Source organism: Hymenobacter sp. UYAg731 (assembly GCF_054061335.1).
In genome coordinates this window covers 398991-423712 of the sequence record NZ_JBSSEC010000002.1, presented here as the reverse complement: position 1 = coordinate 423712, position 24722 = coordinate 398991, and the positions used below count along the sequence as shown (strand labels likewise).

Annotated in this window: 27 protein-coding genes; 16 read left to right on the top strand and 11 right to left on the bottom strand. The window is 59.2% G+C overall.

All coding sequences use genetic code 11. The features are described 5' to 3' along the window. Nucleotides 1–328 precede the first annotated feature (328 nt). The 3 genes from glgP (at nt 329) to ACVWYF_RS06295 (ending at nt 3350) form a co-directional block, all read left to right on the top strand. Nucleotides 329–1978, top strand: coding sequence for an alpha-glucan family phosphorylase (gene glgP / locus ACVWYF_RS06305; protein WP_457065756.1), 1650 nt, complete (start codon nt 329–331; stop codon nt 1976–1978). A 160-nt stretch (nt 1979–2138) separates the two neighbouring features. Continuing rightward, complete coding sequence (locus ACVWYF_RS06300; protein ID WP_457065754.1) at nt 2139–2801, top strand: SOS response-associated peptidase; 663 nt, start codon at nt 2139–2141, stop codon at nt 2799–2801. Nucleotides 2802–2972: 171 nt separating this feature from the next. After that, a complete protein-coding gene (locus tag ACVWYF_RS06295; RefSeq protein WP_457065752.1) occupies nt 2973–3350 on the top strand; it encodes a hypothetical protein in 378 nt (125 codons plus the stop codon). 13 nt (nt 3351–3363) lie between these two features. Here the strand turns inward: ACVWYF_RS06295 and ACVWYF_RS06290 are convergent, their stop codons facing one another. The 3 genes from ACVWYF_RS06290 to ACVWYF_RS06280 form a co-directional block, all read right to left on the bottom strand. Continuing rightward, on the bottom strand, nt 3364–4905 hold the full coding sequence (locus ACVWYF_RS06290) for an alpha/beta hydrolase family protein (protein ID WP_457065750.1): 1542 nt from the start codon (nt 4903–4905) through the stop codon (nt 3364–3366). A gap of 318 nt (nt 4906–5223) precedes the next feature. Beyond that, nucleotides 5224–5421 carry a hypothetical protein gene (locus ACVWYF_RS06285; RefSeq protein WP_457065748.1) on the bottom strand — a complete coding sequence of 66 codons (198 nt, stop codon included), beginning with the start codon at nt 5419–5421 and terminating at the stop codon, nt 5224–5226. Between the two features lie 45 nt (nt 5422–5466). Further along, nucleotides 5467–5865, bottom strand: coding sequence for a septal ring lytic transglycosylase RlpA family protein (locus tag ACVWYF_RS06280; RefSeq protein ID WP_457065746.1), 399 nt, complete (start codon nt 5863–5865; stop codon nt 5467–5469). Between the two features lie 109 nt (nt 5866–5974). Between ACVWYF_RS06280 and ACVWYF_RS06275 the strand changes: the two genes are divergently transcribed. Beyond that, nucleotides 5975–6196 (top strand): hypothetical protein, encoded by a 222-nt coding sequence (locus ACVWYF_RS06275; protein ID WP_457065743.1) that lies wholly within the window; start codon nt 5975–5977, stop codon nt 6194–6196. A gap of 83 nt (nt 6197–6279) precedes the next feature. On the opposite strand, the gene ACVWYF_RS06270 is transcribed toward ACVWYF_RS06275, so the two are convergent. Next, the gene (locus tag ACVWYF_RS06270; protein WP_457065740.1) at nt 6280–7128 is read right to left on the bottom strand and encodes a glycoside hydrolase family 25 protein; all 849 of its coding nucleotides are present in this window, start codon (nt 7126–7128) and stop codon (nt 6280–6282) included. Between the two features lie 97 nt (nt 7129–7225). Here ACVWYF_RS06270 and ACVWYF_RS06265 point away from each other — a divergent pair, with 97 nt between their 5' ends. Together ACVWYF_RS06265 and ACVWYF_RS06260 are read left to right on the top strand one after the other, a co-directional pair. Next, entirely contained in the window at nt 7226–7501 is a 276-nt protein-coding gene (locus tag ACVWYF_RS06265) for a VF530 family protein (RefSeq protein ID WP_168671398.1), read from the top strand. A 4-nt stretch (nt 7502–7505) separates the two neighbouring features. Next, the gene (locus ACVWYF_RS06260; protein ID WP_457065736.1) at nt 7506–7829 is read left to right on the top strand and encodes a hypothetical protein; all 324 of its coding nucleotides are present in this window, start codon (nt 7506–7508) and stop codon (nt 7827–7829) included. A gap of 199 nt (nt 7830–8028) precedes the next feature. Here the strand turns inward: ACVWYF_RS06260 and ACVWYF_RS06255 are convergent, their stop codons facing one another. Both ACVWYF_RS06255 and ACVWYF_RS06250 read right to left on the bottom strand, forming a co-directional pair. Continuing rightward, nucleotides 8029–8415, bottom strand: coding sequence for an Hsp20/alpha crystallin family protein (locus ACVWYF_RS06255; RefSeq protein WP_457065734.1), 387 nt, complete (start codon nt 8413–8415; stop codon nt 8029–8031). Between the two features lie 259 nt (nt 8416–8674). Then, nucleotides 8675–10534 carry a BamA/TamA family outer membrane protein gene (locus ACVWYF_RS06250; protein ID WP_457065732.1) on the bottom strand — a complete coding sequence of 620 codons (1860 nt, stop codon included), beginning with the start codon at nt 10532–10534 and terminating at the stop codon, nt 8675–8677. Nucleotides 10535–10709: 175 nt separating this feature from the next. On the opposite strand from ACVWYF_RS06250, the gene hemW reads away from it, so the two are divergent. The 6 genes from hemW to ACVWYF_RS06220 all read left to right on the top strand — a co-directional run bounded on the left by hemW (nt 10710) and on the right by ACVWYF_RS06220 (nt 15418). Continuing rightward, nucleotides 10710–11858, top strand: a complete 1149-nt coding sequence (gene hemW / locus ACVWYF_RS06245; RefSeq protein ID WP_457065730.1) for a radical SAM family heme chaperone HemW — start codon at nt 10710–10712, stop codon at nt 11856–11858. Then, complete coding sequence (locus tag ACVWYF_RS06240; protein WP_457065728.1) at nt 11855–12286, top strand: hypothetical protein; 432 nt, start codon at nt 11855–11857, stop codon at nt 12284–12286. The genes hemW and ACVWYF_RS06240 overlap by 4 nt, the downstream gene beginning before the upstream one ends. A 9-nt stretch (nt 12287–12295) precedes the next feature. Then, a complete protein-coding gene (locus ACVWYF_RS06235; protein ID WP_457065726.1) occupies nt 12296–12970 on the top strand; it encodes an alpha/beta hydrolase in 675 nt (224 codons plus the stop codon). Nucleotides 12971–13080: 110 nt separating this feature from the next. Beyond that, a complete protein-coding gene (locus ACVWYF_RS06230; RefSeq protein WP_457065724.1) occupies nt 13081–13860 on the top strand; it encodes a cyclase family protein in 780 nt (259 codons plus the stop codon). 79 nt (nt 13861–13939) lie between these two features. After that, the gene (locus ACVWYF_RS06225; protein WP_457065722.1) at nt 13940–14578 is read left to right on the top strand and encodes a hypothetical protein; all 639 of its coding nucleotides are present in this window, start codon (nt 13940–13942) and stop codon (nt 14576–14578) included. A gap of 201 nt (nt 14579–14779) precedes the next feature. Then, nucleotides 14780–15418, top strand: coding sequence for a hypothetical protein (locus tag ACVWYF_RS06220; protein WP_457065720.1), 639 nt, complete (start codon nt 14780–14782; stop codon nt 15416–15418). A gap of 84 nt (nt 15419–15502) precedes the next feature. Here the strand turns inward: ACVWYF_RS06220 and rpmA are convergent, their stop codons facing one another. Together rpmA and rplU are read right to left on the bottom strand one after the other, a co-directional pair. Beyond that, complete coding sequence (rpmA, locus tag ACVWYF_RS06215) at nt 15503–15778, bottom strand: 50S ribosomal protein L27 (RefSeq protein ID WP_168671389.1); 276 nt, start codon at nt 15776–15778, stop codon at nt 15503–15505. A 105-nt stretch (nt 15779–15883) separates the two neighbouring features. Beyond that, complete coding sequence (rplU, locus tag ACVWYF_RS06210) at nt 15884–16189, bottom strand: 50S ribosomal protein L21 (protein WP_457065717.1); 306 nt, start codon at nt 16187–16189, stop codon at nt 15884–15886. A 508-nt stretch (nt 16190–16697) separates the two neighbouring features. On the opposite strand from rplU, the gene ACVWYF_RS06205 reads away from it, so the two are divergent. Together ACVWYF_RS06205 and ACVWYF_RS06200 are read left to right on the top strand one after the other, a co-directional pair. Beyond that, nucleotides 16698–17657: a ribonucleoside-diphosphate reductase small subunit gene (locus tag ACVWYF_RS06205; RefSeq protein WP_457065715.1), complete on the top strand. Its 960-nt coding sequence runs from the start codon at nt 16698–16700 to the stop codon at nt 17655–17657. Between the two features lie 123 nt (nt 17658–17780). After that, nucleotides 17781–18401: a YceI family protein gene (locus tag ACVWYF_RS06200; protein WP_457065713.1), complete on the top strand. Its 621-nt coding sequence runs from the start codon at nt 17781–17783 to the stop codon at nt 18399–18401. A gap of 24 nt (nt 18402–18425) precedes the next feature. Here the strand turns inward: ACVWYF_RS06200 and ACVWYF_RS06195 are convergent, their stop codons facing one another. Next, nucleotides 18426–19856: an RCC1 domain-containing protein gene (locus ACVWYF_RS06195; RefSeq protein ID WP_457065711.1), complete on the bottom strand. Its 1431-nt coding sequence runs from the start codon at nt 19854–19856 to the stop codon at nt 18426–18428. 302 nt (nt 19857–20158) lie between these two features. Here ACVWYF_RS06195 and ACVWYF_RS06190 point away from each other — a divergent pair, with 302 nt between their 5' ends. Next, nucleotides 20159–22540 carry a ribonucleoside-diphosphate reductase subunit alpha gene (locus ACVWYF_RS06190; RefSeq protein WP_457065709.1) on the top strand — a complete coding sequence of 794 codons (2382 nt, stop codon included), beginning with the start codon at nt 20159–20161 and terminating at the stop codon, nt 22538–22540. Between the two features lie 113 nt (nt 22541–22653). On the opposite strand, the gene ACVWYF_RS06185 is transcribed toward ACVWYF_RS06190, so the two are convergent. After that, nucleotides 22654–23094, bottom strand: a complete 441-nt coding sequence (locus ACVWYF_RS06185; RefSeq protein ID WP_457065707.1) for a hypothetical protein — start codon at nt 23092–23094, stop codon at nt 22654–22656. Between the two features lie 3 nt (nt 23095–23097). Then, the gene (locus tag ACVWYF_RS06180; protein ID WP_457065705.1) at nt 23098–23682 is read right to left on the bottom strand and encodes a Panacea domain-containing protein; all 585 of its coding nucleotides are present in this window, start codon (nt 23680–23682) and stop codon (nt 23098–23100) included. 420 nt (nt 23683–24102) lie between these two features. Between ACVWYF_RS06180 and ACVWYF_RS06175 the strand changes: the two genes are divergently transcribed. Continuing rightward, a complete protein-coding gene (locus ACVWYF_RS06175) occupies nt 24103–24657 on the top strand; it encodes a hypothetical protein (protein ID WP_457065703.1) in 555 nt (184 codons plus the stop codon). Nucleotides 24658–24722: the final 65 nt, after the last annotated feature.

Sequence of the window (24722 nt, the reverse complement as noted above, 5' to 3'; positions counted from 1 at the left end):
CATGTTTACTTCTTCGCGGCCGAGCGGAATGCTTTGCAAATGAGGCGCAAACGGTGCCGATGAGCTAAAAGCCGGATGCACTGCGGTGCGGGCCACGAAGAAAGTTTAGTAGTAACCCGCTGGCTGATATTGCCTTGACACTGTTGAGGTTGGGTCAAATGCTAACGTTTGCGTAAATCGTGCCTCAATATCAAGCGGTTGCGATTTTTCCGGAATGCTTCGGACCTTGCACCTTCAACGGGAGCCGCGCTTTAGGCGGCGCTTCTTTTTCTCAATCCGAAATCTCCATTTTGGCGTGCGCCCCGGTCCGCGCCTCATCCTTCACTGAATGGCCTTCACCTTTAAACCCTACACGCCGGCCGCGAAATACAAAACCGCCGCCGCGTACTTCTCGATGGAGTTTGCCGTCGACCAGGCCCTGAAAACCTACTCGGGCGGCCTCGGCTTCCTGGCCGGCTCGCACATGCGCTCGGGCTTCGAGCTGAAGCAGAACCTGATTGGCATCAGCATCCTGTGGAGCTTCGGCTACTACGACCAGGACCGCGACGCTGAGCAGAGCATGCGCGCCGAGTTCCGCCACAAGCACTACTCGTTTTTGCAGGACACGGGCATCATTTTCCCCATCACCATCCACGGGGCCGATGTGCAGGTGAAGGCCCTGTATCTGGCCCCGGAAGTATTCGGCACCGTGCCGATGTTCTTTCTCACCACGGACATTGCCGAGAATGACTTCCTGTCGCGCACCATCTCGCACCACCTCTATGACCCGGACTCGGCCGCCCGCGTGGCCCAGAGCATCCTGCTGGGCGTGGGCGGCGGACGGCTGCTCGACGTGCTTGGCCGCCAGACCGACGTGTACCACCTCAACGAAGGCCACGGCCTGCCGCTGGCCTTTTACCTCTACGAAAAGCACGGCCGCGACCTAGCCGAGGTGCAGAAGCGCCTGGTTTTCACCACCCACACCCCTGAGCTGGCCGGCAACGAGGAGCGCCCCATGAAGCTGCTCACCGACATGACCCTCTTCGGTAGCGTGCCCGAGGAGGAAGTGCGCCGCGTGGCCCAAATCGGCAACGGCGACGCGCTCAACTACACCCTCACCGCGCTGCGTTTCTCGCGTAAGGCCAACGCCGTGAGCAAGGTACACGGCACGGTGGCCAACGAAATGTGGGGCCACTACGAGGGCATCTGCCCCATCATCCCCATCACCAACAGCCAGAACGGCACCTACTGGCGCGACCCACAGCTGGCCGCCGCCCTCAAAGGCAAGGACGATGCCGCCCTGCTGGCCCGCAAGCAGGAGCTGAAAAAGGACCTGTTCAAAATCGTGGCCGACCAGACCGGCAACGTCTTCGACCCCAACGTCATCACCATCGTGTGGGCGCGCCGCTTCGCCGCCTACAAGCGCGCCGATTTGATTCTGCGTCACTTCGAGCGCTTCGTGGAATTGGCCAATAATGCCAAACACCCGATTCAGGTAATCTGGGCCGGCAAGCCGTACCCGAAGGATTTCGGCGCGGTGGCTTTGTTCAATGAAATCATCAAGCGCACGGCTAATCTAAAGAACTGCGCCGTCCTCACCGGCTACGAGCTGGGCCTGTCGGCCGCTCTCAAGAAGGGCTCCGACATCTGGCTGAACACGCCCCGCTTCCCCCGTGAGGCCAGCGGCACCAGCGGCATGACCGCCGCCATGAACGCCAGCGTGAACCTGAGCATCGCCGACGGCTGGATTCCGGAATTTTGCCGCGACGGCGAAAATGGCTTCCTTATTCCGATTGTGGACGTGACCTTGCCCGACAACGTGAAGGACGATGCCGAAGCCACCGCCCTGCTCGACGTGCTGGAAAATACCGTGCTGCCGCTCTACTACGACCAGCCCAAGAACTTCCTCAAAGTGGTGAAAACCGCCATGAAGGACGTGGAGCCGGAGTTCGAAAGCGGCCGCATGGCCAAGGAATACTACGAGTTGCTGTACAAGTAGCATTTGATGGCGTGACTTGGAACGTCATGCTGAGCGGAGCCGAAGCATCTCTACCGCGCAACCAACGTAATCTGATTGGATTGCTATTGCGGTAGAGATGCTTCGGCTGCGCTCAGCATGACGTTTTTTGGTGTCCTTTACATTATTCCTGCCTCCTGACATGTGTGGTCGCTACACTTTCATCGCCCCTGCGCCTGCCATTGAACAGCGCTTCAACGCCAAGTTCAACGAGCCCGCGCCCACTACCTACAACGCCGCGCCTTCACAACGACTGCCCATCATCACCAACGCCGCGCCCGGCCAGATTCAACTGCTGAGTTGGGGCCTGGTGCCCAGTTGGAGCAAGGACCCCGCCGCCGGCCCCAAGCCCATCAACGCCCGCGCTGAGACGCTGGCCGAAAAGCCCTCGTTCCGCCAACTGCTGGGACGGCGGCGCTGTTTGGTGCTGGCCGATAGTTTCTTCGAGTGGCAGGCCACACCCGCTGGCAAGGTGCCGCACCGCATTCTGTTGCGCGATGAGCAGCCCTTCGCCTTTGCCGGCCTCTGGGACGAGTGGCTGGACCGTGCCACCGGCGAGCTGCACCCCACCTTCACTATCATCACCACCGAGCCCAACGCGCTGATGGCCAATATCCATAACCGAATGCCCGTCATCCTGCCCACCCGCGCCGCCGAGCAAGCCTGGCTCGATGACGGTCTGGGCCTGGCGGCGCACCAGCAGTTCCTGTTGCCCTACGGTGCCGCCGCGATGCAGGAATACGTCATCAGCAAACGCGTAAACTCGCCGGCTAATAACGACCCCGAGGTACTGGCAGCGGCGTGACAAAAAATTTAAGGATTGCTAAAACGTCATGCTGAGCGCAGCCGAAGCACCTCGCGTGTGGTAGTAAACCAATCGAATGGATTAGTTGCGCGATAGAGATGCTTCGACTACGCTCAGCATGACGGTCCTTTTAATGACGTTCTTCCATCGCTACCGCGTTACTTTGCCCGCATGAACTGGCGCAACCCCTGGCTTTTACCGATTCTCATTCTCGTGCTGGCTTCGGCCGTGCAATTGGACCTGCCGTGGTGGAGCCTGGCTGCGGTGGCGTTTGTAGTGGGGCTGGCTATTGCGCCAACCGGTCGGGTGGCCTTTTGGGCCGGCTTCAGCGGCGGCGGTTTGAGCTGGATACTCCCCGCCGCCTGGCTGGCTTATCAGAATGACGGTTTGCTGGCGCACCGCGTGGCCCAACTGTTGCCCTTGGGTGGCTCTTCGGTGGCGCTGGTGCTGGTGGCCGGTATCGTAGCCGGTCTGGTAGGTGGGTTGGCAGCTTTGGCCGGATGCTGGCTGCGCGAAGCCCTGCGCTCACGGCCTGCTGTTCAGCAATAGCACCCGCTACTCCCTATTTCACCTGCTGCATCACCCATTCGCCCACGGTTTCAAGGGCATCGGTAGCCGCCGTGGGGCGCACCGTCGTGCCGGCGGCCAGCGCCTGCTCACTGATGGGGGCCTGAAACTCATGGTTCAGGCCATCGAGCTTCTGCGTGTTTACCCGCTTGTTGGCTTTGAGGCCTTTTTCCAGTATTGGCAGATTGGCGGCCAACTGCACTTGGGTATCAGCAGTGCCGTGCAGGAGCAGGGTGGGACAGGCCACTTTGGCCAGCTCCGCCTGCGGATTGAAGGTGAGAAAGGAGCGATACCACGGGCTGGTAAGTTGGCCCGCCCGGGCCTGCGCCGTTGCCGAAGTCAGCGCCGGGTAAATCTGCTTCAGCATATTGGCTACAATGGCCTGCGCTTGGGAATTGTCACTCGTCTGGCGGATAATTTCGAGTAGCGCGTACTGGCGTTTATACAGCGCATCGTTGCGCTTGCGGGCTTCGATGGTCAGGCGCAGCTGCTCCTGAGCAATGCGCACCTGGGTTTGGGCAGGGTTGGCCCCGGCGGCCAGCTGTTTTTTGGCTTCGCGCCGGGCCAGGGTCATCGCTTGGGCGGTTTGGGCGGCCCACGCAATCTGGGCCGTATCGGGCTCGCCGGGCTGGTTCACCAGTGCGGTTTGCCGGGCCAGCAGCTCCTGCCCGTTCACGCCGGCCGCGCCCAATGCCACCAAAAAAGCCGGCGCGGGAGCCTGCGCCCCGGCCAATAAGGCCACGTTGGCCCCTTCGCCGTGGCCCAGCAGGCCCACCCGCAACGGGTCGATGCCCGGCTTGGCCCGCAGGTAAGCCATGGCTGATTGCGCATCGGCCACCAGTTCGGTACCCGCTTTGGCGGCGGCCACACCCACCGAGCGGCCGGTACCTCGGTCATCGAGGCGCAGCACGGCTATGCCCTGCCGGGCGAGGTGGTCGGCCAGCGCATTCAGCAGGCTATATCCATCCGCGCCTGGTTCTGAGTTGCTTATATCCGCGATAAGCACCACGGCGGGGAATGGTCCGGTGCCAGCGGGCAGGCGCAACGTGCCGCCGAGGCCGATTTCGGGGCTCGGGCTACTCGGGCTGCTCACATGTACTTCTTCGGTTTTGTAAGCCGGTGCTTCGCTGGTTGCGGCGGCTTGGTTGGTGGCCACGCGGTCTAGCACCAGCATGGCGCGGAAGCCGGGCTGCTGCCACTGCCCGCGTAGCCGCTGCCCATCGGCTACGGGCTGGCCCGCAAAGCGGCAGCCCAGCTTATCGGCAAAAAAAACCACGCTGTCGGTGGTGTTCACCACGCGCATGGGGCTGCTATGGAGCCGGCCTGCATCTAGGTGGAGCACCGCCGTGGGGGTGCCATCGGCCTGCGCACTTACGCTGATGGATATCTGGCGGCTACCGCCCGGTACGGGCAAGGCACCGGACCACTGGCCTAGCATCTGGCCCTTGCCGATGGGAGCCGCCTGAATGGTCGCGATACTCAGTGCGGTGGCAATGATTAAGCTAATGGTTTTCAGGAGTAAATAATTGATATTCATAATAAGGATGAGTTAAGGGGCTGATGGCAGGCGAGATAAAGCCGAATTTCCTATTCCCGTCTGATTCAAAAGTACAATTAAATCTTGCTTAATAAACTAAATGAAAAATGATTTATAAATAAAAAATATTATTAAAGTTTTATTTATAAAAAGCACCCCATTTTATAATTCATCTCAGGCGTTTGTCCTGAATGCCGCTTAAGCGGCCTACAGCCGGGCAACGCGCACAAAAAAGCCGCCCTCCTAACTGGCTGCGGGCGACAGCTAGGGGAGGGCGGCGGGGCACGCCCGGCATGGCCGGACTGTAGCGTAGTCGAATTACATGGTTTTGCTATACCAGGCCAGCACTTCGAGGCCGGCGGCGTCGGTTTCGGCTTCCACTACTTCGGTGATGACGTATTGGATTTCATCGTCGGACCAGTCTTCGTCCTCGGCGGCGGGCACCCACAGGTCGAGGGCGGCATAGCGGTTGGTGCCGGGTGGGAGCGTCCAGGTTACTTTTTTGCGGATGTTCATGGCGGTGGGCAGGCGGGGGTGAGCGATAGAAAATAAAGACGAGGGTTAGCGGTTATCGGCGGCTTCGCGGATGACGGTGACCTGCACCGGTACTACGCCAGCCTCGATGATGCCGAGCTGCACAGCGGCGCGGTGCGACACGTCCACGATGTAGCCTTTGGTGTGCGGGCCGCGGTCGGTCACGGTCACGTCTACGGAGCGGCCGTTGCGGGTGTTGGTCACGCGGATGAGGGTGCCGAAGGGCAGCGTGTTGTGGGCGGCCGTCATCTGGCCGGGGCGGTAAGTGCTGCCGCTGGCGGTGGGCCGGCCATTGAACTTGTCGGCGTAATAGGAACCCAGGCCCGATTGAACGCTTCCCCGGGCTCCCTTTGTGCCTTTGCTTACGCTGTGGCTACTGCCGCAGGAAGCCAGCCCCAGAACCAGCAAAAAAAGCAGGGATAACAATCCGTGGTGCAGAATTTTAGCTTGTTTAGTCAACTTCATCCAACCTTTATTTTCGGTGATAATCTTTCGGCCGTAAATCTCTCACAACCCCATTTTTCCCAACACAACGATGAAAAATTTCCTGAAAGTGGCTTCGGCCCTCGCGCTCTCGTTCACGTTCATGGCTGCTCACGCGCAGCAGGGCGACGGCAAGATGATGAAAAAAGAAGAAAAGACCGAAGGCAAGATGATGAAGCACGACGGCAAAATGATGAAAGGCGACAAGATGATGAAGAAGGACGGCAAGATGATGAAGAAGGACGCCAAAATGGAAACCAAGGAGAAAATGTAAGTCCTCGGCCTATGGCGAACTACGGCCGTCTGGCCTGGCTGCTTCTGCGGAAGCCGTTGGGTCGGACGGTTTTGTTTGGGCCTTTAGCGGGCTGGCTTAGGCTTGGTGGCGGGAATGCGCAACGCCTGTAAAGACTCGAAATTGCCCTGAAAAACGTTGAAATCGACCACGCCGCGAATGCCGGGCACGTAGGCTTCGTCGGAATGCTGCCAGATTATCCACTTGCTGCGGGGCAGGGCGGGACGCTCCACTTCGTAGTGCGCCAGCCAAAGCGGATAGTCGTCGAAATGCCCGGCGAGGTGGCGCTGGTAGAAGCTGTGGTTGGAGTAGAGGATGGGCCGCACGCCGTAGTGCGCCTCGATGAGGCGCAGCCAGCGGGACACCTCGCGGCGCAGTACGGCCACGTCGTGAAAATTGGCGGCTTCTACGTCGAGCACCGGCGGCAGGTCGCCGGGGGCGAGGGGCACCGTTTTGGCGAATAGGTCGGCTTGCGCCTGGCCGTCGCGGTTGGGCAGGAAGTAGTGGTAGGCCCCGCAGAGCACGCCGGCGGCGCGGGCCTCGCGCCAGTTGCGCACGAAGCGCGGGTCGCGCAGCGTGGCCCCCTCGCTGGCCTTGATGAAGGCGAACCGTACCCGGTTGCGGGCCACCTCGGGCCAGTCGATGCGGCCCTGATACGATGACACGTCGATGCCATGCACGGAATAGCCGGCCAGCAGCGGGGTTTTTTCGCGGCCGGTGAGGCCGTTTTTAGTGAACGTGGCCCAGGCCCGGCGGGCATACCGGTTCAGCTGCACCTGATGGCGCAGGTAGTAGGTGCCGCCTAGCAGCAGGGCCAGTAGGGTTGCCGCCAGCAGGCCGCGCCGCCACGGCCGCCGGGGCGCGGCGGGCCGGACGGGCTGGGCAACAGAAGCAGTGCTGGACAATGGAGGCATAGGCGACGGCTCCAAAAATAACGCTGCGCCGGGCACCATCGTGCGCCAAGCCCCGGCTTTTCACGAACTTTGCGCTTTCAGCTTACTAAATTCGCCTATGTCTTTCCTGCGCGCCGCCGATGCCCGCGACGAAACCGGCCACCTCATCAGCGAGTTGCACGGCGTGAAGCTGGCGCAGATTCTGGAGTACCTCGTGGCCGCCTACGGCTGGCCCGAGCTCGATGAGCGCCTGCGCATGAACTGCTTCGCCGACAACCCCAGCATCAAATCCAGTCTTACATTTTTGCGCCGCACGCCCTGGGCGCGCACCAAGGTTGAGGAGCTGTACATCAAAGCCCGCAGCGCGGAAGTGCAGGGCCGTCCCCGCCCGTAACGCCATGGCCGACGTCTCCGAAAAATCGTCCGGGCCAGCGCTGCTGGCGGGACTGGGGCTATTCATCGCCTTCGAAACCGTGGCCTTCTATGGCCTGCAATACCTTACCTCGGGGCTGGGCGAAGCGAATCAGAACCAGCCCGAAAACACGATTGTGAGCAACTGGGTGAAGACGATGGTGTTTTTTGTGGCGCACCTCACGCTGGTTATTGCGGCCATGCTGGTGCTCAGCAACCGCCTGCCGCGCCGCTACCGGGGCCAGATGATGGGCTGGTTTTACGTAGCCGTGGTCATGAGCTTCGTGCTGATAATTCCACTCTTCGGGTAGGCCCGAAAAAACAAAACCACCGCTGCGGGCGGTGGCTCAAGAGTGAAACCCAGAAGACTCGGAAAGTGGCCGGTCGGTCCCGGCGATATCAGTGGACTGCGGTGCCGGTCAGTCCCGGCGTTATAAAAAGCGGTGGCAAGGAGCGGCTGCGGAGCCGGCGGCCAATTGGATGGCCGCCGGTTCTCGTTAACAGTTGGCTCTACTCGTTACGCTTGATGTCGATTTCGCGCTGCTGGTCGTTAGGGCTCAGGAAGGGGATGCGTACGCGCAACTCCTGGCCCTCGTGGATGGCATCTATACGGGCCACGTCGAGGTTGGCGGGCAGGTCCAGCGTCTGGACGAAGAGGGGGGCGGCCAATTGGTCATCGGGCTTGTGACGGTACTCGCCAAAGACGGTCAGCTTCTGCTGGTTGAGCACAACGCGAAAGCTGTCAGCGGCTACGGTGGGCATTGCTACGCGCACAATCACACCTTTGGGGTGCTGGTCGACGCGAAGCTGCGGCTGGGCCACTCCACCACCGATGGTGTTGAGCAGGTCGAGCTGAGGGGCAATGCTATGGATGAATTTCGAGCTGATAAGTTTCATGGGAGGGAGTCGCAAATAGGGGCGGCTTCGGATGGGTAATTACAAATGATGTACCAATCTGAATCAGGGCTTGTATACGCTGGAAATCAGCTGAGTTGACACGAATTTATCGGTCATATTCTCCGATTTCCGCCACAGTGGCGGGAAGTCTTTTTAGTTCCCGAAAAAGGCAGACGATATGGCGGTGCGCAACGTAAGAATTGCGAGTTCGCGCCTGCTCGGTTCGCTAATGTGCGGACTCGCAGAGTCCACACTACAGTTAAAACCGGCTGGTCAACCCAAAGTGAATTTTGGAGGATTTCAACTCAAACGCCTGGCTATTGGCCCGCCCCACCGAGTACACGAACTGAAACAAGCCCGCCGCCGTGCGAAAGCTCAGGCCTGCGCCCACGCCGGTGGGCTGGTCGCTGAACCGGTCGTTGGGAATGTCGTGGCGCAGGTAGGCCTGGTCGGTGAACAGAAACGCGTAGGAATCCGGCCCGATGAACTGTCGGAACTCGGCCGTGGCCACAGCATAAGAGCTGGTGTAGAACTGGTTTTCGTTGAATCCGCGCAGCGAATTCAATCCTCCAAGGCGAAACAAGTCATTGACAAACAGGCGCGAATTGAGCAGGCCCTCGCCGCGCAGGCGCAGCAGCAGCACACCCGCCCGCTTTACCGGGAAGTAGCGCTCGGCGCGCAGCCCGAAGGAATATTGCGTGGAGTTGAGTGGAATGCCATCGTAGAGCTCGGGCTTCAGCTCGCCATTTTTGACAATTTTTTTGGTGCCAACCGCACCCTGGGCGTTCACGAGGTAGCCGCGGTGCGGGAAGAATAAGTCGTCGAGACTGTTCCAGGCGTAGCCGATACCGTAGGAATTGTACTGAGAGTCAATAGTATCGGGCAGTACGGTTTTTTGCCGCAGCAGCGTGTCAAGCAAAAACGAATTGCGCTGCTCCGTGAAAAAGCTGATGCGGCCGGCCCGTGCCGTGGGGTAGGTCACTTGCAGGCGCGGCCGGAGCGTGAGGAAGGCGCTGGTTTGCTTGTAGAGGTTGAAGGTGCCGGCCACTTCCAGCGGCGTGCCGAAGAAGTTGGGATGCACGTACTGGGCATCGAGCAGTTGCGAGATGGCGTCGGTTTTGCGGAATTGCAGGCCCAGCTGCTTGCCGCCGCCCTTGATGTTGCGCAGGTTGATGGTGACGTCGCCGGTGAACTGCACGCCGGTCTGGTTAGCGTTGGCGTTCGGCAAAATGCCCACGATGGCGTCGAATTGGTTGCTCGGCCGGTCATCGAGCAGCAGGTACACCCGCGCCCGGCCCAGGGCGAAGCGCACTTCGGGCTCGGCCCGTAGCTTCAAGTAGGGCAGCTGGCGCAGCAGCTGGGCGGCGGCGGCCACGCGCTGCTGGCTGAAGGGCTGGCCCGGAAAAATCTGGAGATATTTGGTCAGGAAGCGCTTTTTGGTCTTGCTGTTGCCCACAATCTGCAGCGAGTCGAACACCACCACGCGGCCCCGCTTCAGCACCACGCGGCCCGCAATGTCGTGCCCACTGAGGTGAATGGAATCGAGGCCGACCGAGGCAAAGGGGAAGCCTTGGTTTTCGGCTTCAGTCAGGATGCGCTCCTGGAGCTTCACCCAGTCTTCGGGCACGAAGGGCGTGCCCCGGAAAAACTTTTCGCGGTAGCCGGCGCGGGTCAGCAGGCCGTCGCCGAGGTTGCCGTTGCGCAGGTAGGCCCAGCGGAACTGCTCGCCCACGTACAGGCGCACCCGCACGGTGTCGCGGCTCCAATGCAGCTCATCGGCCGAGGCCGTGAGGTAGGCGTCGCCTTGCAAGCCCAGCACCAGCTCGCGCACCGCCCGCAGCGCGCTGAGGGAATCGGGCACGCTGGCGCGCACCTTGTAGCGGCGCAGCACCAGCCGGTCGGCAGCTTCGGCTTCCAGCACCAGCAGGCGCGGGTGGGCCAGCACCCGGCGCGTGGCCGCCGCCGAAGCCGGCGTGGCGCGGGGCGGCAGGGTAGGGGTGGCCAGGCCGGGCTGGTTGGGCACGTTGGGGTCGAGGCCGGGCGTTTGGGCGCGGGCGGCCGGGCCGGCTAGCCAGCCGAGCAGCAGCATTCCCCACAAGCACAGCAGAAACCTAGTCATTCGGAGGCACAACGCGAAAGCCGGCGTTTAATTTCCCGAAAGTAGCTCTCCTGCGAAGGCCGCGCCCTGTCGTGCGGTCAGGCGGTACCTTTGCGGTCTGTGTAGGCAATTCTACACGCGAAACAGGGCCGTTTGTTAACTGCATATTGTTAGCTGCTCACTGTTAACTGAGAACATGGCCGGCCTTTACCTCCACATTCCCTTCTGCAAGCAAGCCTGCCACTACTGCGACTTCCATTTCAGCACCTCGCTGGGTCTGAAAAGCCGGCTGGTAGAGGCCATTGTGCAGGAAATTAAGTTGCGGCGCGACTATCTACCGACTGAAACTGTACTCGAAACCATCTACTTCGGTGGCGGCACCCCCTCGCTGCTCACCGCTGATGAATTAGACCAGATTTTCGCCACCATTCACCGCCATTTCGCGGTTTCGCCGCAGGCCGAAATCACCCTCGAAGCCAACCCCGACGACCTGAGCGCCGCCAAGCTACAAGAGCTGAAAGCCGCCGGCATCAACCGTCTCAGCATCGGCCTGCAAAGTTTCTACGAGCCGCACCTGCGCATGATGAACCGCGCCCACACCGCCGAAGAATCGACCACGGCCGTGCGCCGGGCGCAGGATGCGAGCTTCGAAAATATTTCCATTGACCTGATTTATGGCGTACCCGCGCCCGGCCACCACATTTGGGAAGCCGATTTGGCCAATGCGTTTGCGCTGGGCGTACCGCACGTATCGGCCTACGCCCTCACCATCGAGCCGGGCACGGCTTTCGGGCATCGCCTGCAAAAAGGCACCTTTAAGCCCGCGCCCGATGAGTTCGTGGCCACGCAGTTTGAGCTGCTGCTGGCCGCCATGTGCGCCCACGGCTACGAGCAGTACGAAATAAGCAACTTCTGCCAGCCCGGCCGCGAGAGCCGCCACAACGGCAACTACTGGCGCGGGGTGCCCTACCTGGGCCTCGGCCCCAGCGCCCACAGCTACGACGGTGTGAACCGCCAGTTCACCCTTGCCAACAATCCGCAGTACGTGGCTGCCGTGCTGGAGCGCGGCGAGGTGCCCGTGACCCTCGACCAGCTCACCGCCACCGACCGGGCCAACGAGTACCTGCTCACCACCCTGCGCACCGCTCGGGGCTGCGACCTGGCCCACCTGCGCACCCACCACGGCCTCGACCTGGCGGCCACCCGCGCCGCCTACCTCACCGAGCTGCAAGCCAACGGCTGGGCCACTATCCAAAATGAAGTCCTTACCTTGACCGACGCGGGCAAGCTGCTGGCCGACCACATCACGCTGGAGCTGTTCCAAACCCCTGCCGTAGCCGAATGAAATTACTGAGTGAGAGCATTGCCGACGACGCCGACTTTTTCGTGGAGCAGATTCACGTCGTGGCCATCGTCTTCGATAACACCGACGACGTGACCCTGTGGGCCACCACGTTTTTCGATAACGATGCCCATTTTTTCCACCTCGCGCTGCCTTTCAAGGCCCTCGATACCCTCCTTAGCCTGGCCCATACCCGTGCCGAAGCCATTCAGGAAGAAGTAGCTGATGCCCTGGCCGCTGCCGACTGGCCCGCGCTCCTCGAATACAATGCCGACGACCGCCCGCCCGTGCCCCTGCCCAGCGTGGCCCTGAAACTATCCGTCACCTACCCCGCCACCGAGGACGGCGAGTTGGACGATGACGACCCCGACGACCCCCAGCCCCACAACATCTTCTATCTCGAAGGCGTGTTTGTGCGGCTCGATATGTAGGGCGGAGAGATGGCTGCTTCGCCGTCCGTCTTCTACCTCATTCCCGGGTTGGGAGCCGATGAGCGGGTATTTCAGTTCCTTCGTTTGCGGGGGGAGGTGCATGTGTTGCGCTGGCTCTCGCCGCAAAGCTCAGCCGAAAGCTTGCCGCACTACGCCGCTCGCCTCGCGGCGATAATTCCACCGGAGCAAGCCTGCTGGCTGGTGGGCGTTTCCTTCGGCGGCGTTTTGGCGCTGGAAGTTGCGCAGCTACGCCCTTTGGCGCGGGTAGTGCTCATTTCCAGCTTCGCGCACCCATCGGAGCTGCCTTGGATTGGCAGGATGGCTCGGACTACGGGTTTGTATCATTTGGTGCCGGCGCAGTTGTTGCCCCGGCTGCCGCACGTAGCTAGGTGGTTTTTTGGGGTGAAGAACGGCCGCGATTATCAGCTGCTCCGCCAGATTCTGCACGACACCGACCCCGGCTTCACGCGCTGGGCCATTGCGCGGCTCCTGCAGTGGCCGGGCCGATTATTACCCGTGGCCATCCGCATCCACGGTACCGAGGACCGGCTGCTGCCCGCCGGAACCGCGCACAGCCAATACATCCTACGCGGCGGCCACCTCATCATCATCAGCCGCGCCACTGAAATTAGCCAGATTCTGAACGATTTAGCTAGTAAAGACGCCACCCGCCCATCATGCTGAGCGCAGCCGAAGCATCTCTACTGCTTCGTTGAATCGATTGAATTACTATTGCGGTAGATATGCTTCGACTGCGCTCAGCATGACATCCCTTTTGCTAACTGCTAACTGCCTTGCTCCCTACCTATCCTTTCGCCGGCCGCACCTACACTTATGACCCCGCCGCGCCCCTCGATATTTCCCTGCCCCTGGCTCCCGGCGACGACCAGGTGAATTGCTTCTGGGCCGAGCCCGTGCAGTTCGATACCATTCGGGTGGGCAGCTTCGTGGGCAGTGTGGCGCTGGGGGGCAGCACCAACTACCAGCGCGTCCACGTCACGCCCCACGGCAACGGCACCCATACCGAGTGCTACGGCCACATTTCGCCCGACCCGGCCATCACGCTCAACCGGTGCCTGCGCCGTTTCCTGTTCGTGGCCCGGCTGGTGAGCGTGGCCCCTGTGCCCCAGCCCAACGGCGACTTGGTCGTAGTGCTGGCCGATGTGCAGGCCGCCCTCATGGCCCCGCCCGACCGCGCCCTGCCTGAAGCCCTCGTGTTGCGCACGCTGCCCAACGACGCGACCAAGCGCCAGCGCCACTACTCCGGCACTAACCCCACCTACATTGAGCCCGCGCTGGCCGAATGGCTGGCCGAATACCGCATCCAGCACCTGTTGCTCGACCTACCCAGCGTCGACCGTGAGGAGGATGCCGGCCTGCTCCTGGCCCACCACGCTTTCTGGCAATACCCCGCCCAGCCGCGCCGCGAAGCCACCATCACCGAACTAATCTTCGTGCCCGATGAAATCGAAGACGGCCTCTACCTGCTCAACATCCAAATCACCAGCCTGGAGCTCGATGCCAGCCCCAGCAAGCCCGTCCTCTACTGCCTCTGCCTGCCAGCGGGGACCTGATTCACTGAGGCTTGATGCAACCGAATGAGCTGGCATCGAATCTAAGCATATGAATTTCCACTTCATCTGTTTGCCTAGTATGCTCCTCATTCGCTCCCTGCTCCCCGGCCTGCTGCTACTGGCCGGCACCACGTATAGCCAGGGCCAGTCGGCCTCTTCCGCTCCCACCGAAACCGCACCCGATAGGCTGCTGCTGAAAGTGGGCCTGAATGCCGGCCGTGCCATCCGCTACACGGGCTACTACGGTCTGGCGGCGCGCCTGCCCCTATCGGTGGGGGCCGAGTACGCCATTAGCTCCAAATTCACGCTCTATGGCCAGGTCGATGCCGACTTTCGGCTTTTCAAGAACAATGCTTACCTCGGCGACCGCGACTTCTTTATCCCGGCGGGTGGGCTGGGCGTTGGGGAGCGCTATTACTACAACCAGACCGGCCGCGAGCGCCACAACCGACCGCATGGTGCTTTCGTGGGCAACTACCTGGCCCTGGAGGCCCACACCGAGCTACGGCAGCGCTACGGGCTCCGCAACGATGCGGCCTCCAGCCTCAACGCCGTTTGGGGGATGCAGCGCCGGATAGGCCGTAACTTCCTGTTCGATTTTAACGCAGGCATTGGCCTGGGGCCATACCGCCACGATTCCAATCTCGGCTACTCGCCCAACAACAGCGACCTCAACATCACTACGCAACTCAACCTTAGCGTGTATTTCGGGCGGTAGGCCGGATACAGGCCAGCGCTCAGCCAGCCCCGCTTGCAATGGCTGATATAAGCCCGATATTGCTTGCGGGCTGTGAGTTAGTAGATGGCTTGCCTCCGTCGGATTTGGGTTTTCAACCGCTTTGCATAATTCGCCACAATGCTCTTGTTTACTCGTTGGTTGCGTGCTTTGGGGGTAATTGCGGCGTTGTTACCGGTACCAATGGCCCCAGCGCTGGCCCAAACAGCCGTTATTCCTGCCCCACCAGTTGCCGCCGCCAGCCCTAAATTGTTGCTGAAAAGCGGCCTGCGCCTCACCCACCTCTTCTACCTGCCCGACGCCCGCAGCTGGCAGCTCCTGCTGCCCCTTTCATTTGGCCTCGAATACCGCCTGAGGCCCCGGTTTAGTGCCTATGCGCAGGCCGAAGCTGATGTGTCGGCGGGCCGCGCCCCGCGTGGCCGGCGCAGCTCCTCGCTACTGCCCACGCCCGGTACCAGCCTAGGCTTGGGTGCCCGCTACTACTTCAACCAATCCAGTACGGCCCAGGCCAGCGCCGAGCCCTGGGGCAACTACGTGGCCCTGGAAGCCAGTACCGAGCTGGACCAAATCAGCAGCCGGCGCGGGCGGCGGGGCCGGGGCCTGAATGTAGGCCGCGTCACGCCCGCCCTGTTTGCGCTGTGCGGCACGCAGCATCGCGGCCCCGGCCACCGCCTGCTCTACGACCTTAACGCCGGCCTCGGCATCGAAGCCCCCCCGGCTTACTCGGCCGAGGCCGGCACCCGCCCACCCTGGGACGTCGCTGCGCAGATAAATCTGCGGGTTTACCTCGCCAACCAGCGTCACGCTGCCAAAGCCCGCTAGCCTTAAGCCCGTCACCAGAGCCACTTCAACGCCAAAAGGGCTGCCCGATAGAAGCAGCCCTTTTAACTTACAGTCGACTGGCAATTAAGCCGGAACCGAAACTACTTCGCGGGGAATAACCGTCACGAACGAACGGTCCTTGCGGCCCTTGCGGAACTGAACCTCGCCATCAACCAACGCAAACAGCGTGTGGTCTTTGCCCATGCCAACATTGGCACCGGGATGGTGAGCAGTACCGCGCTGACGCACGATGATGTTGCCGGCAACGAGGGCTTGGCCACCGAAGATTTTTACGCCGAGACGTTTGGAATGCGATTCGCGGCCGTTGTTGGACGAGCCGACACCTTTCTTGTGAGCCATGTTGTTATAGTTATGAGTTAAAAGTTATGAATTATGAGTTTCGGTCAGAGCCAAAGTGGGCAATTTGCCAACTCCTAACTCATAACTTTTAACTCATAACGGCCCTTAACCGATGCTGTTAATCATTACTTTGGTGAACGACTGGCGGTGGCCGTTCATTTTCTGGTAGCCTTTGCGGCGCTTCTTCTTGAAAACCAGCACCTTGTCGCCTTTTACGTGGGCGATGATGGTGCCGGTTACGGCGAGGCTCAGCTCGGGCGCGCCGATGGTCAGGGTGCCGTTGTCATCGGTCAGCAGGGCGTTGCCCAGCGTTACGACGTCGCCAACGTTGCCGGCCAGTTTGTGAGCGTAAACGAATTTGTTGGCCTCAACCTTGGTCTGCTGGCCAGCTATGTTAACAATTGCGTACATCAGCTTTCGCGGGTTTTTCTGAAATGGGAAGGCAAAAGTACGACTTCGGTTTGGGAAATCCAAACCCTAAGTTGTTAATCGTCATTGGCTGGCCGGCCGCTGCTACTCCCAAAGTGCTCTGCCGTGGATGAAGCGCAGATTAAGCCCCTGTTAAACTTTGTCATGAATCGGGCCGAAAAATAGCTCGTTTGGGGACAAGTCGGTTTATCCACAGGATTAATGTGGATAAGTGCGGCTAAAAGGACTGATTTTGAGGGGTGTGTTGGTGCTCGGCTTAACTAATAAATTCGGCAAAAACCTTGACAACTGGCTTAAAAAAAAGGCGGGCTTAACTAAAAAAGAGCGAATAAAAAAGCTAATCGGGTGGGCAATCGGCCTGTCCGGCGGGCCTATATTTGGTGTTGGAAGGCCAGCCACGTTTCTGACACCTGGACCAAACATCTGCCCGAACGTGGGGGTTAGCCTGCCGTCTTCCACGTCGAAAACCGCCATCAAGCCCCGAGATATTATGGAACCGCTCCTCGCCGAAAACCCCAACCGCTTCGTGCTATTTCCCATCCAGAACGATGAGGTGTGGCAGTTTTACAAGAAGTCGCAGGCCTCGTTCTGGACGGCCGAAGAAATCGACCTGAGCCAGGACCAGAAGGACTGGAACAACCTGAACGACAACGAGCGTCACTTCATCAAGCACGTGCTGGCCTTCTTCGCGGCCTCCGATGGCATCGTGAACGAGAACCTGGCCGTTAACTTCATGCAGGAAGTGCAGATGCCCGAGGCGCGCTGCTTCTACGGTTTTCAGATTATGATGGAAAACATTCACAGCGAAACCTATTCGCTGCTGATTGACACCTACATCAAAGACCCCAAGGAGAAGGACTACCTCTTCAACGCCCTCGAAACGGTGCCCGCCGTGCAGAAAAAAGGCGAGTGGGCCCTGAAGTGGATTAACTCGGAGAACTTCGCCGAGCGCCTCATTGCCTTCGCGGCGGTGGAAGGCATCTTCTTCTCGGGCTCGTTCTGCTCCATCTTCTGGCTGAAAAAGCGCGGCCTGATGCCCGGCCTCACGTTCTCGAACGAGCTGATTTCGCGCGATGAGGGCCTGCACTGCGACTTTGCCTGCCTGCTCTACAGCTACCTGCAAAACAAGCTGCCCGAAGCGCGGGTGCAAAGCATCATCGCCGACGCGGTGCGCATCGAACAAGAGTTCGTGACCGATGCGCTGCCCGTGAGCCTCATTGGAATGAACGCCAAGACGATGGCGCAATACATTGAGTTTGTGGCCGACCGCCTGCTGGTGTCGCTGGGCTGCGCCAAGATTTACAACGCTACCAACCCCTTCGATTTCATGGAAATGATTTCGGTGCAGGGTAAAACGAACTTCTTCGAGAAGCGCGTGGCCGAGTACCAGAAAGCCGGCGTGATGAGCGAGCGCAACGACAACGTATTCTCGCTGGACGAGGATTTCTAGGCCTTGGCAAGAACAAAAAGAGAGAGACAAGCAACCTGCCGGAGCAATCCGGCGAGTGGCTGACCAGAAGGCCCCGCGTGCCACGCGAGGCCTTCTGGGTTTCGTCCTCATTCCTCTCATCGTATGAAATACTTGCTACTTGGATTCCTGCTGGGCGTGGTTGTACCCGGTGTCCATGCCCAAACGCCCGCCCCAGCCGCTCCCGTGGCAGCAGTGGCTACCGCCGCCATGCTCCAGCGCTACACCACGGCCAGTGGCCAGACGACATTCTTCTCCACGGCCCCGGTGGAGGACATCGAGGCGCTGAACTCGCGGGTGGCGGCCATCTTCGATTTGAGCAACGGCCAGCTGGCGTTTTCGATGCTGATGAAAGATTTCCAGTTCAAGAACTCGCTGATGCAGGAGCATTTCAACGAGAACTACGCGGAAAGCGAGAAGTACCCCCGGGCACGCTTCACGGGCACGCTGGTGACCCGGCCCGATGAGGCGGCGCTCCGTAGCGGCCCACAACCGGTGTACGTGCAGGGCCTGCTCACCATTCATAATGTGAAGCGGAAAGTGCGGGTGCCGGGCACCCTACAACTACGCGGCAACGACCTGGTGGTGACCGCTAAATTCAGCGTGGCTCCGGCCGACTACAAGATTAAAATACCGGCGCTGGTGCGTAATAACATCGCCAAGTCCATTGATATCGGCGTGATACTGACGTGCCAGCCGGGGGCGGCAGGTACGGCCAGTAACTAGGTAAGGGGGTTTTGAGCGAAACGGCTAATGCACCAACTTGATGGTTTGCTTTTGTCCGGCGGTGCTGATTTGGAGCAGGTACACGCCCGTTGGCAGAGATGCCAGTCCGTGAATTTTCAAGCTTCCGGTTGCCGCAGTCACGGCGTAAGTTTCTTTTCTGACGCACTGACCCAGGGGGGTGTATAGGGCAACGGCAACGGAGCCAGCAGTATGGGGGCCCAGGTCAAGCGCAAGCTCCTCCGTGAATGGATTGGGCGTAGCCGCTGCTATCGGAGCAAGCGCTGCCGTCCTGGCAGCGAGCGTTGGGTAAGCGCGGGTGAAGTAGTTCTGGCTGCGCGTGGTGCCGTTGCCAAGCTCACCGCTGAAATTATAACCGGAAGTGTACACCTGGCCATCGGAAGCCAGCGCCACGGAATGGTACGCGCCAGCGGCTACCTGAACCCACTGCTTGCCCGTGGGCGGGGCCACGCGGACCGGAGTGCGTTGCCCGGTATTTGTGCTATTCCCCAATTGTCCGTAGTAATTGTCGCCCCAGGAGTAGAGCGACCCATCGGAGCAAATGGCTAACATGTGCTTGTAGCCCACCGATACCTGCACCCAGCGCAGGCCGGCAGGCGGCCCCACGCGAACGGGGGTCAGCTGGCCCGTGACGGTGCCATTGCCAAGCTGCCCGCCGTAATTGTTGCCCCAAGTGTAGAGCGAGCCATCGGAGCAGAGGGCGGCGGCCGACCAGAACCCGCCGGCTACCTGCGTCCACGTTTGGCCGGTAGGGGGCACTACTCGCACGGGGGTGGTGCGGTTGGTGGTGGTGCCATCGCCCAGCTGGCCATCCTGATTGTTTCCCCAGGTGTAAAGCGCGCCATCGGAACAGAGGGCCAGTGAGAATTTATATCCTGCGGCTGCCTGTGTCCAGAGTAGCCCGGCCGGGGATGGAATGCGCTGGCGGGACAGCGTGAGTGCGATGCTGCCGATGCCTAACTGGCCGTAGTAATTGTCGCCCCAGGTGTAGAGGCTACCATTGGCACACAGGGCTACGGTATGGCCGAAGCCGGCGGCGGCTCCCGACCAGGTGGTGCCGGTGGGAGGGGCAATGCGGGTTGGTGTTTTCCGGTCGGTGGTGGTGCCGTCGCCGAATTGCCCGTAGCCGTTGGAACCCCAGGTGTACATCTCGCCGGCTGCGGTCAGAGCCGTCGACCGAAAGTCGCTCGCAAGTACCTGCGTCCAGGTCTGGCCAGCGGGCGGGGTTAAGTACACGGGGTTGAGGCGAGTGGTAGTGGTGCCATCGCCCAGCTCACCGCTGCGGTTTTCGCCGTGGGCCGCCACCGTGCCCGACGGGGCAATACCGAGGCTGTGGCTGTAACCCGCGGCAATCCGGGGGGTGAATGGTGCCTGGGCTGCCAGGGGCAATATGCTGCCGAGCAATAGTAGACAGGTAAGCGGGTAATTTTTAACCAAAACAGTAAGGGAAAGAAGTACAGTGGTTTCCGTTCAAAGGTAGGATAGTTGCCTATTGCCATTGGCATTGGGTTGAAAAAGTGGCCGGGGGGCTATTCCAGGCGGTGTGTGGAAAACTTCCGCTTTTTTTCCTTGCCCTTCGCAAACAGAAGCGGTAATTTCCGGGATTGAATACCACCGGGCCGCCACCGCCCGTTTCCTTCCGCTCTACCCTTTCACAACTGAATGAATGACTTGCCGCCGGACCCCGCCCGCGCCGGCTACTTTCTATACGCAAAAACCCACACCAAAACACCACTGGTATGCTAGTAATTAAACGCGACGGTCGCCGCGAATCCGTGAAGTTTGACAAAGTCACGGCGCGCATTGAGAAACTGTGCTACGGGCTGAACATGGATTTCGTGTCGCCCATTGCGGTGGCGATGAAGGTGATTGACGGCATCTACGACGGCGTGACGACCGTGGAACTCGACAACCTCGCCGCCGAAACCGCCGCCTCGCTCACCACCAAGCACCCGGACTACGCCATTCTGGCGGCCCGCATCGCGGTGAGCAATCTGCACAAGGTGACCTCGAAGTCGTTTTCGAGCACGATGAAGCGGCTGTACACTTACGAGGACCCCAAGAATGGCGACAATGCTTCGCTGCTCGCCACCGATGTGTGGGAGGTGATTCATAAGAATGCCCACACGCTGGATTCGGCCATTATCTATGACCGGGACTACAACTACGATTTCTTCGGCTTCAAGACCTTGGAACGCTCGTACTTGCTGCGCCTGGAGGGCAAGGTGGTGGAGCGGCCCCAGCACATGCTGATGCGCGTGTCGGTGGGCATCCACAAGGAGGATATTGACTCGGTTATCAAGACCTACAATCTGCTGAGCGAGCGGTGGTTTACCCACGCCACGCCCACGCTGTTCAACGCGGGCACGCCGAAGCCGCAGATGTCGAGCTGCTTCCTGCTGACGATGAAGGACGACTCCATTGACGGCATTTATGACACGCTGAAGAACTGCGCGCTGATTTCGCAGTCGGCCGGCGGCATTGGGCTGTCGGTGAGCAATGTGCGGGCCACGGGCTCCTACATCAAGGGCACGAACGGCAACTCCAACGGGCTGGTGCCCATGCTGAAGGTGTTCAACGACACGGCCCGCTACGTGGACCAGGGCGGCGGGAAGCGCAAGGGCGCGTTCGCCATTTACCTGGAGCCCTGGCACGCCGATGTGTTCGAGTTCCTCGACCTGAAAAAGAACCACGGCAAGGAGGAAATGCGCGCCCGCGACCTGTTTTACGCCCTCTGGACGCCTGATTTGTTCATGAAGCGCGTGGAGGACAACGGCGACTGGACGCTGATGTGCCCCCACGAATGCCCCGGTCTGGAGAACAGCTGGGGCCCGGAGTTCGAGAAGCTGTACCTGAAATACGAGAAGGAGGGCCGGGGCCGCAAGACCATCAAGGCGCAGGAGCTGTGGTTTGCCATCCTGGAAAGCCAGACCGAGACGGGCACGCCCTACATGCTGTTTAAGGACGCGGCCAACGGCAAATCGAACCAGCAGAACCTGGGCACGATTAAGTCGAGCAACCTCTGCACTGAGATTATTGAGTACACCGACAAGGACGAAATCGCGGTCTGCAACCTGGCCTCGCTGGCGCTGCCCCGCTACCTGGTGACGGACGCCAAGGGCAACACCACCTTCGACCACGACAAGCTGTACGAGGTGACCTACCAGGCCACGCTGAACCTGAACAAGGTGATTGACGTGAACTACTACCCGGTGCCCGAAACGCAGAAGTCGAACTTCCGCCACCGGCCCATCGGGCTGGGCGTGCAGGGCCTGGCCGACACGTTCATTGCTCTACGCATGCCCTTCGAGAGCGACGAGGCCTGCGGGCTGAACAAGGACATCTTCGAAACCATCTACTTCGCGGCTATGACGGCTTCGAAGGACCTCGCTATCAAGGACGGGCACTACGAAACCTTCCCCGGCTCGCCCCTGAGCCAGGGCAAGTTCCAGTTCGACCTGTGGGGCGTGACGCCCGACTCGGGCCGCTGGGACTGGGAGAGCCTGCGCGCCGAGGTGGTGAAGCACGGGGCCCGCAACTCGCTGCTGGTGGCGCCCATGCCCACGGCCAGCACCGCCCAAATTCTGGGCAACAACGAGTCGTTTGAGCCCTACACGAGCAACATTTACGTGCGCCGCGTGCTCAGCGGCGAGTTTATGGTGGTGAACAAGCACCTGCTGAAGGACCTGGTGGCCCTGGGCCTCTGGAACGACCAGATGAAGCAGGAAATCATCGCCGCCAACGGCTCGGTGCAGGGCATTGCCCGCATTCCGCAGCACATCAAGGACCTGTACAAGACGGTGTGGGAGATTTCGCAGCGCCGCATCATCGACCAGGCCGCCGACCGCGGGGCCTACATCTGCCAGAGCCAGAGCCTGAACCTGCACGTGCAAAACGTGAACTTCGGCAAGCTCACCAGCATGCACTTCCACAGCTGGAAGCGCGGCCTGAAAACCGGCATGTACTACCTGCGCACCAAAGCCGCCGCCGACGCCATCAAGTTCACGGTGGAAAAGCAAGCCGCCGAAACCCTGGAGCCCATGGCCCTGGTCGAGCAGAACCAAAGCGACATGAGCTGCTCGCTGGATAACCCGGACGGCTGCGAGGCCTGCGGGTCGTAAGGTTAGCTAAGTCATAATCTTAAAAGCCATTAATCAGAAACGCCACTCCAATTGGGGTGGCGTTTCTGATTAATGGCTTTTGGGCAACAATTCAACTTATTCAACTATGACAGTTACATATCACTTAACCGAATAGAATCTTTAATTTCTTCTTCTATTCTTGGACTGTCTATCATGCCAAGTATTATTTGTTCATAATGGTCCAATTTGAGTTCGCCAGTGGGCTTTATATGGCCGTCATTGTATTTGTCAAGCAGGTAAGACTTTGTGAATTTGAAATATTCATTGCAGTCAACGTAAGTATCCTTTTTTAGATTATTATCAGTATCAGGCTTTATCCAAATCAGGGTTTCGGTTGGAAGGCCGCTCAATTTGATGTACCTGCTCCGCTTTTCGAATTGACTTGTACAACAAGACATAAGCAGAACCCCACCATCTATCTCCTTAAGGCAGATATGATAATGGGGTTCATCAGAACTAATGTAAGGATTGACGAAGTAGTAAATTCTGCCGGGAACAAGCCCAGACAGGAATAGGTCATCAGAAACTATCATTCACTAAGCCGCTTCTACTCCGCAGAATACTTCTTTTGAAAGCTCCAGTAATTCGAGATTTTCTGAAAATAAAGAGTGATTAGCTTCTGAAGGATTAGCGAAAAAATCAAGAAAATCAATCTCGTAACGGGATGCCATTCCTGCCTGCAATCGAGTTTCAAACCTTTTCCATTCGGGGTATACGTGAGAGAGTTCAGACAACTCTTGTTCGTCGGATTTACCAAAGGAGTTGTATGCCTCAATAATAGCGTCGTGGTCTGTCTTAGAGAAGACCTTTAGCTCAACATCAGCAATAGACCGAAATGTTGTGCGGGTTTCATCGCTAACAAACTTTTCGCTATATACTCGTTCTTCTTCACTTAAGTAAGAAGTATGGTTCATAATATCCCGAGCTCCAGATGCTACTGGACCTCTAGGCATTGCAAAATACGTGTCGTTAGAAATCAGGCGTCCGTATTTTCTGACATGAAGCCTATCAGCAATCCAAAGCAGTTTTAAGGCTTTCATCTTGTTGATAGCGCCTCCCTCCTTACTTGCAAAGAAGTTAAGAGCTTGCGTTGTCTTACGATGATTGAATCCTATGGTCATTGGACTAAAAAACAGTGTTTTGTGGGTGATAATGATAAAGAATTTAGCTGAATTAGGGATGCAAATGTAACACTAAAAAATGGAGTAAGGTGCCGAGCCTAAAAAGATAGATTGAGTATCTAACCCTTTAACTCTAAAACACCTTCAGGGTTTCGATGATACCTGTTCGGTATGATAATGAGAGCGCACCGAAAGAATGTAAGTATTGTCAGGGATGCCAGGAAGCTTAGCAGAAACATGTGTATGTTGCTAATTTTGTGAGTCAGGGTGTGCTAATATGGAATCTAGCTTAGTCTGTAAAAGTATCATTAAGCTTCTCTCAGCCGCTGCCGCGCCGGGGGCGGCGGGGGTGGGGTTGGGGGGCGTGGGGCCGTGGGGCCGCCCCAACGGCCAGAGCGAAGCGCGTAGATTCGTGCCACGATGAAAAAGCAACTATTGCTATTCTTGTTGCCATGCGTCAGCAGTTGCACCTCACCGGCTGACCCTGCGCAAACGCTGCCACAAGGAAGCCACTATTTTTCATTGAGCGTGGCCGATACCAATCCTATGCACGGGACCGATGCGGAGTTTGCAGTCGAAGTGCCGTGGTGGAAAAAGAACAAGACAAGGGAGGGCGGTGCGCTTTATTGGTATTCCAACTTCAAGCGGCCGAAAACACCTGAGAAGGCGGTATTAGAAGAAGCTCGGGTGCCATTAGACACACTAAGCATTGTGTTAAACCGTGCGCAACTGGATACAATTTACCAACTAGCCCGCCAGGTTTTTGCAGTTTCGTCAAAGCCATTTCTGGTAAATGACTCGTTTCCGCCCCCTCCTCCTTCCCACGATTTAGACAACTACCTCGTGGTAACATTTGCTCCCCAGCTTTATTCAGGTGCGTCGCTTGAGTGCTCCGGTTATAAAGAGCACAATGAAGCCAGCTACAAACTCGCGGCTTACCTAGAAAAGGTGAAAACAGGTTCTCTGCACCGATAGGAAGAAACCTAAGCTTCTCCCGCCGCTTCGCGCCGGGGGCGGCGGGGGTGGGGTTGGGGGCCGTG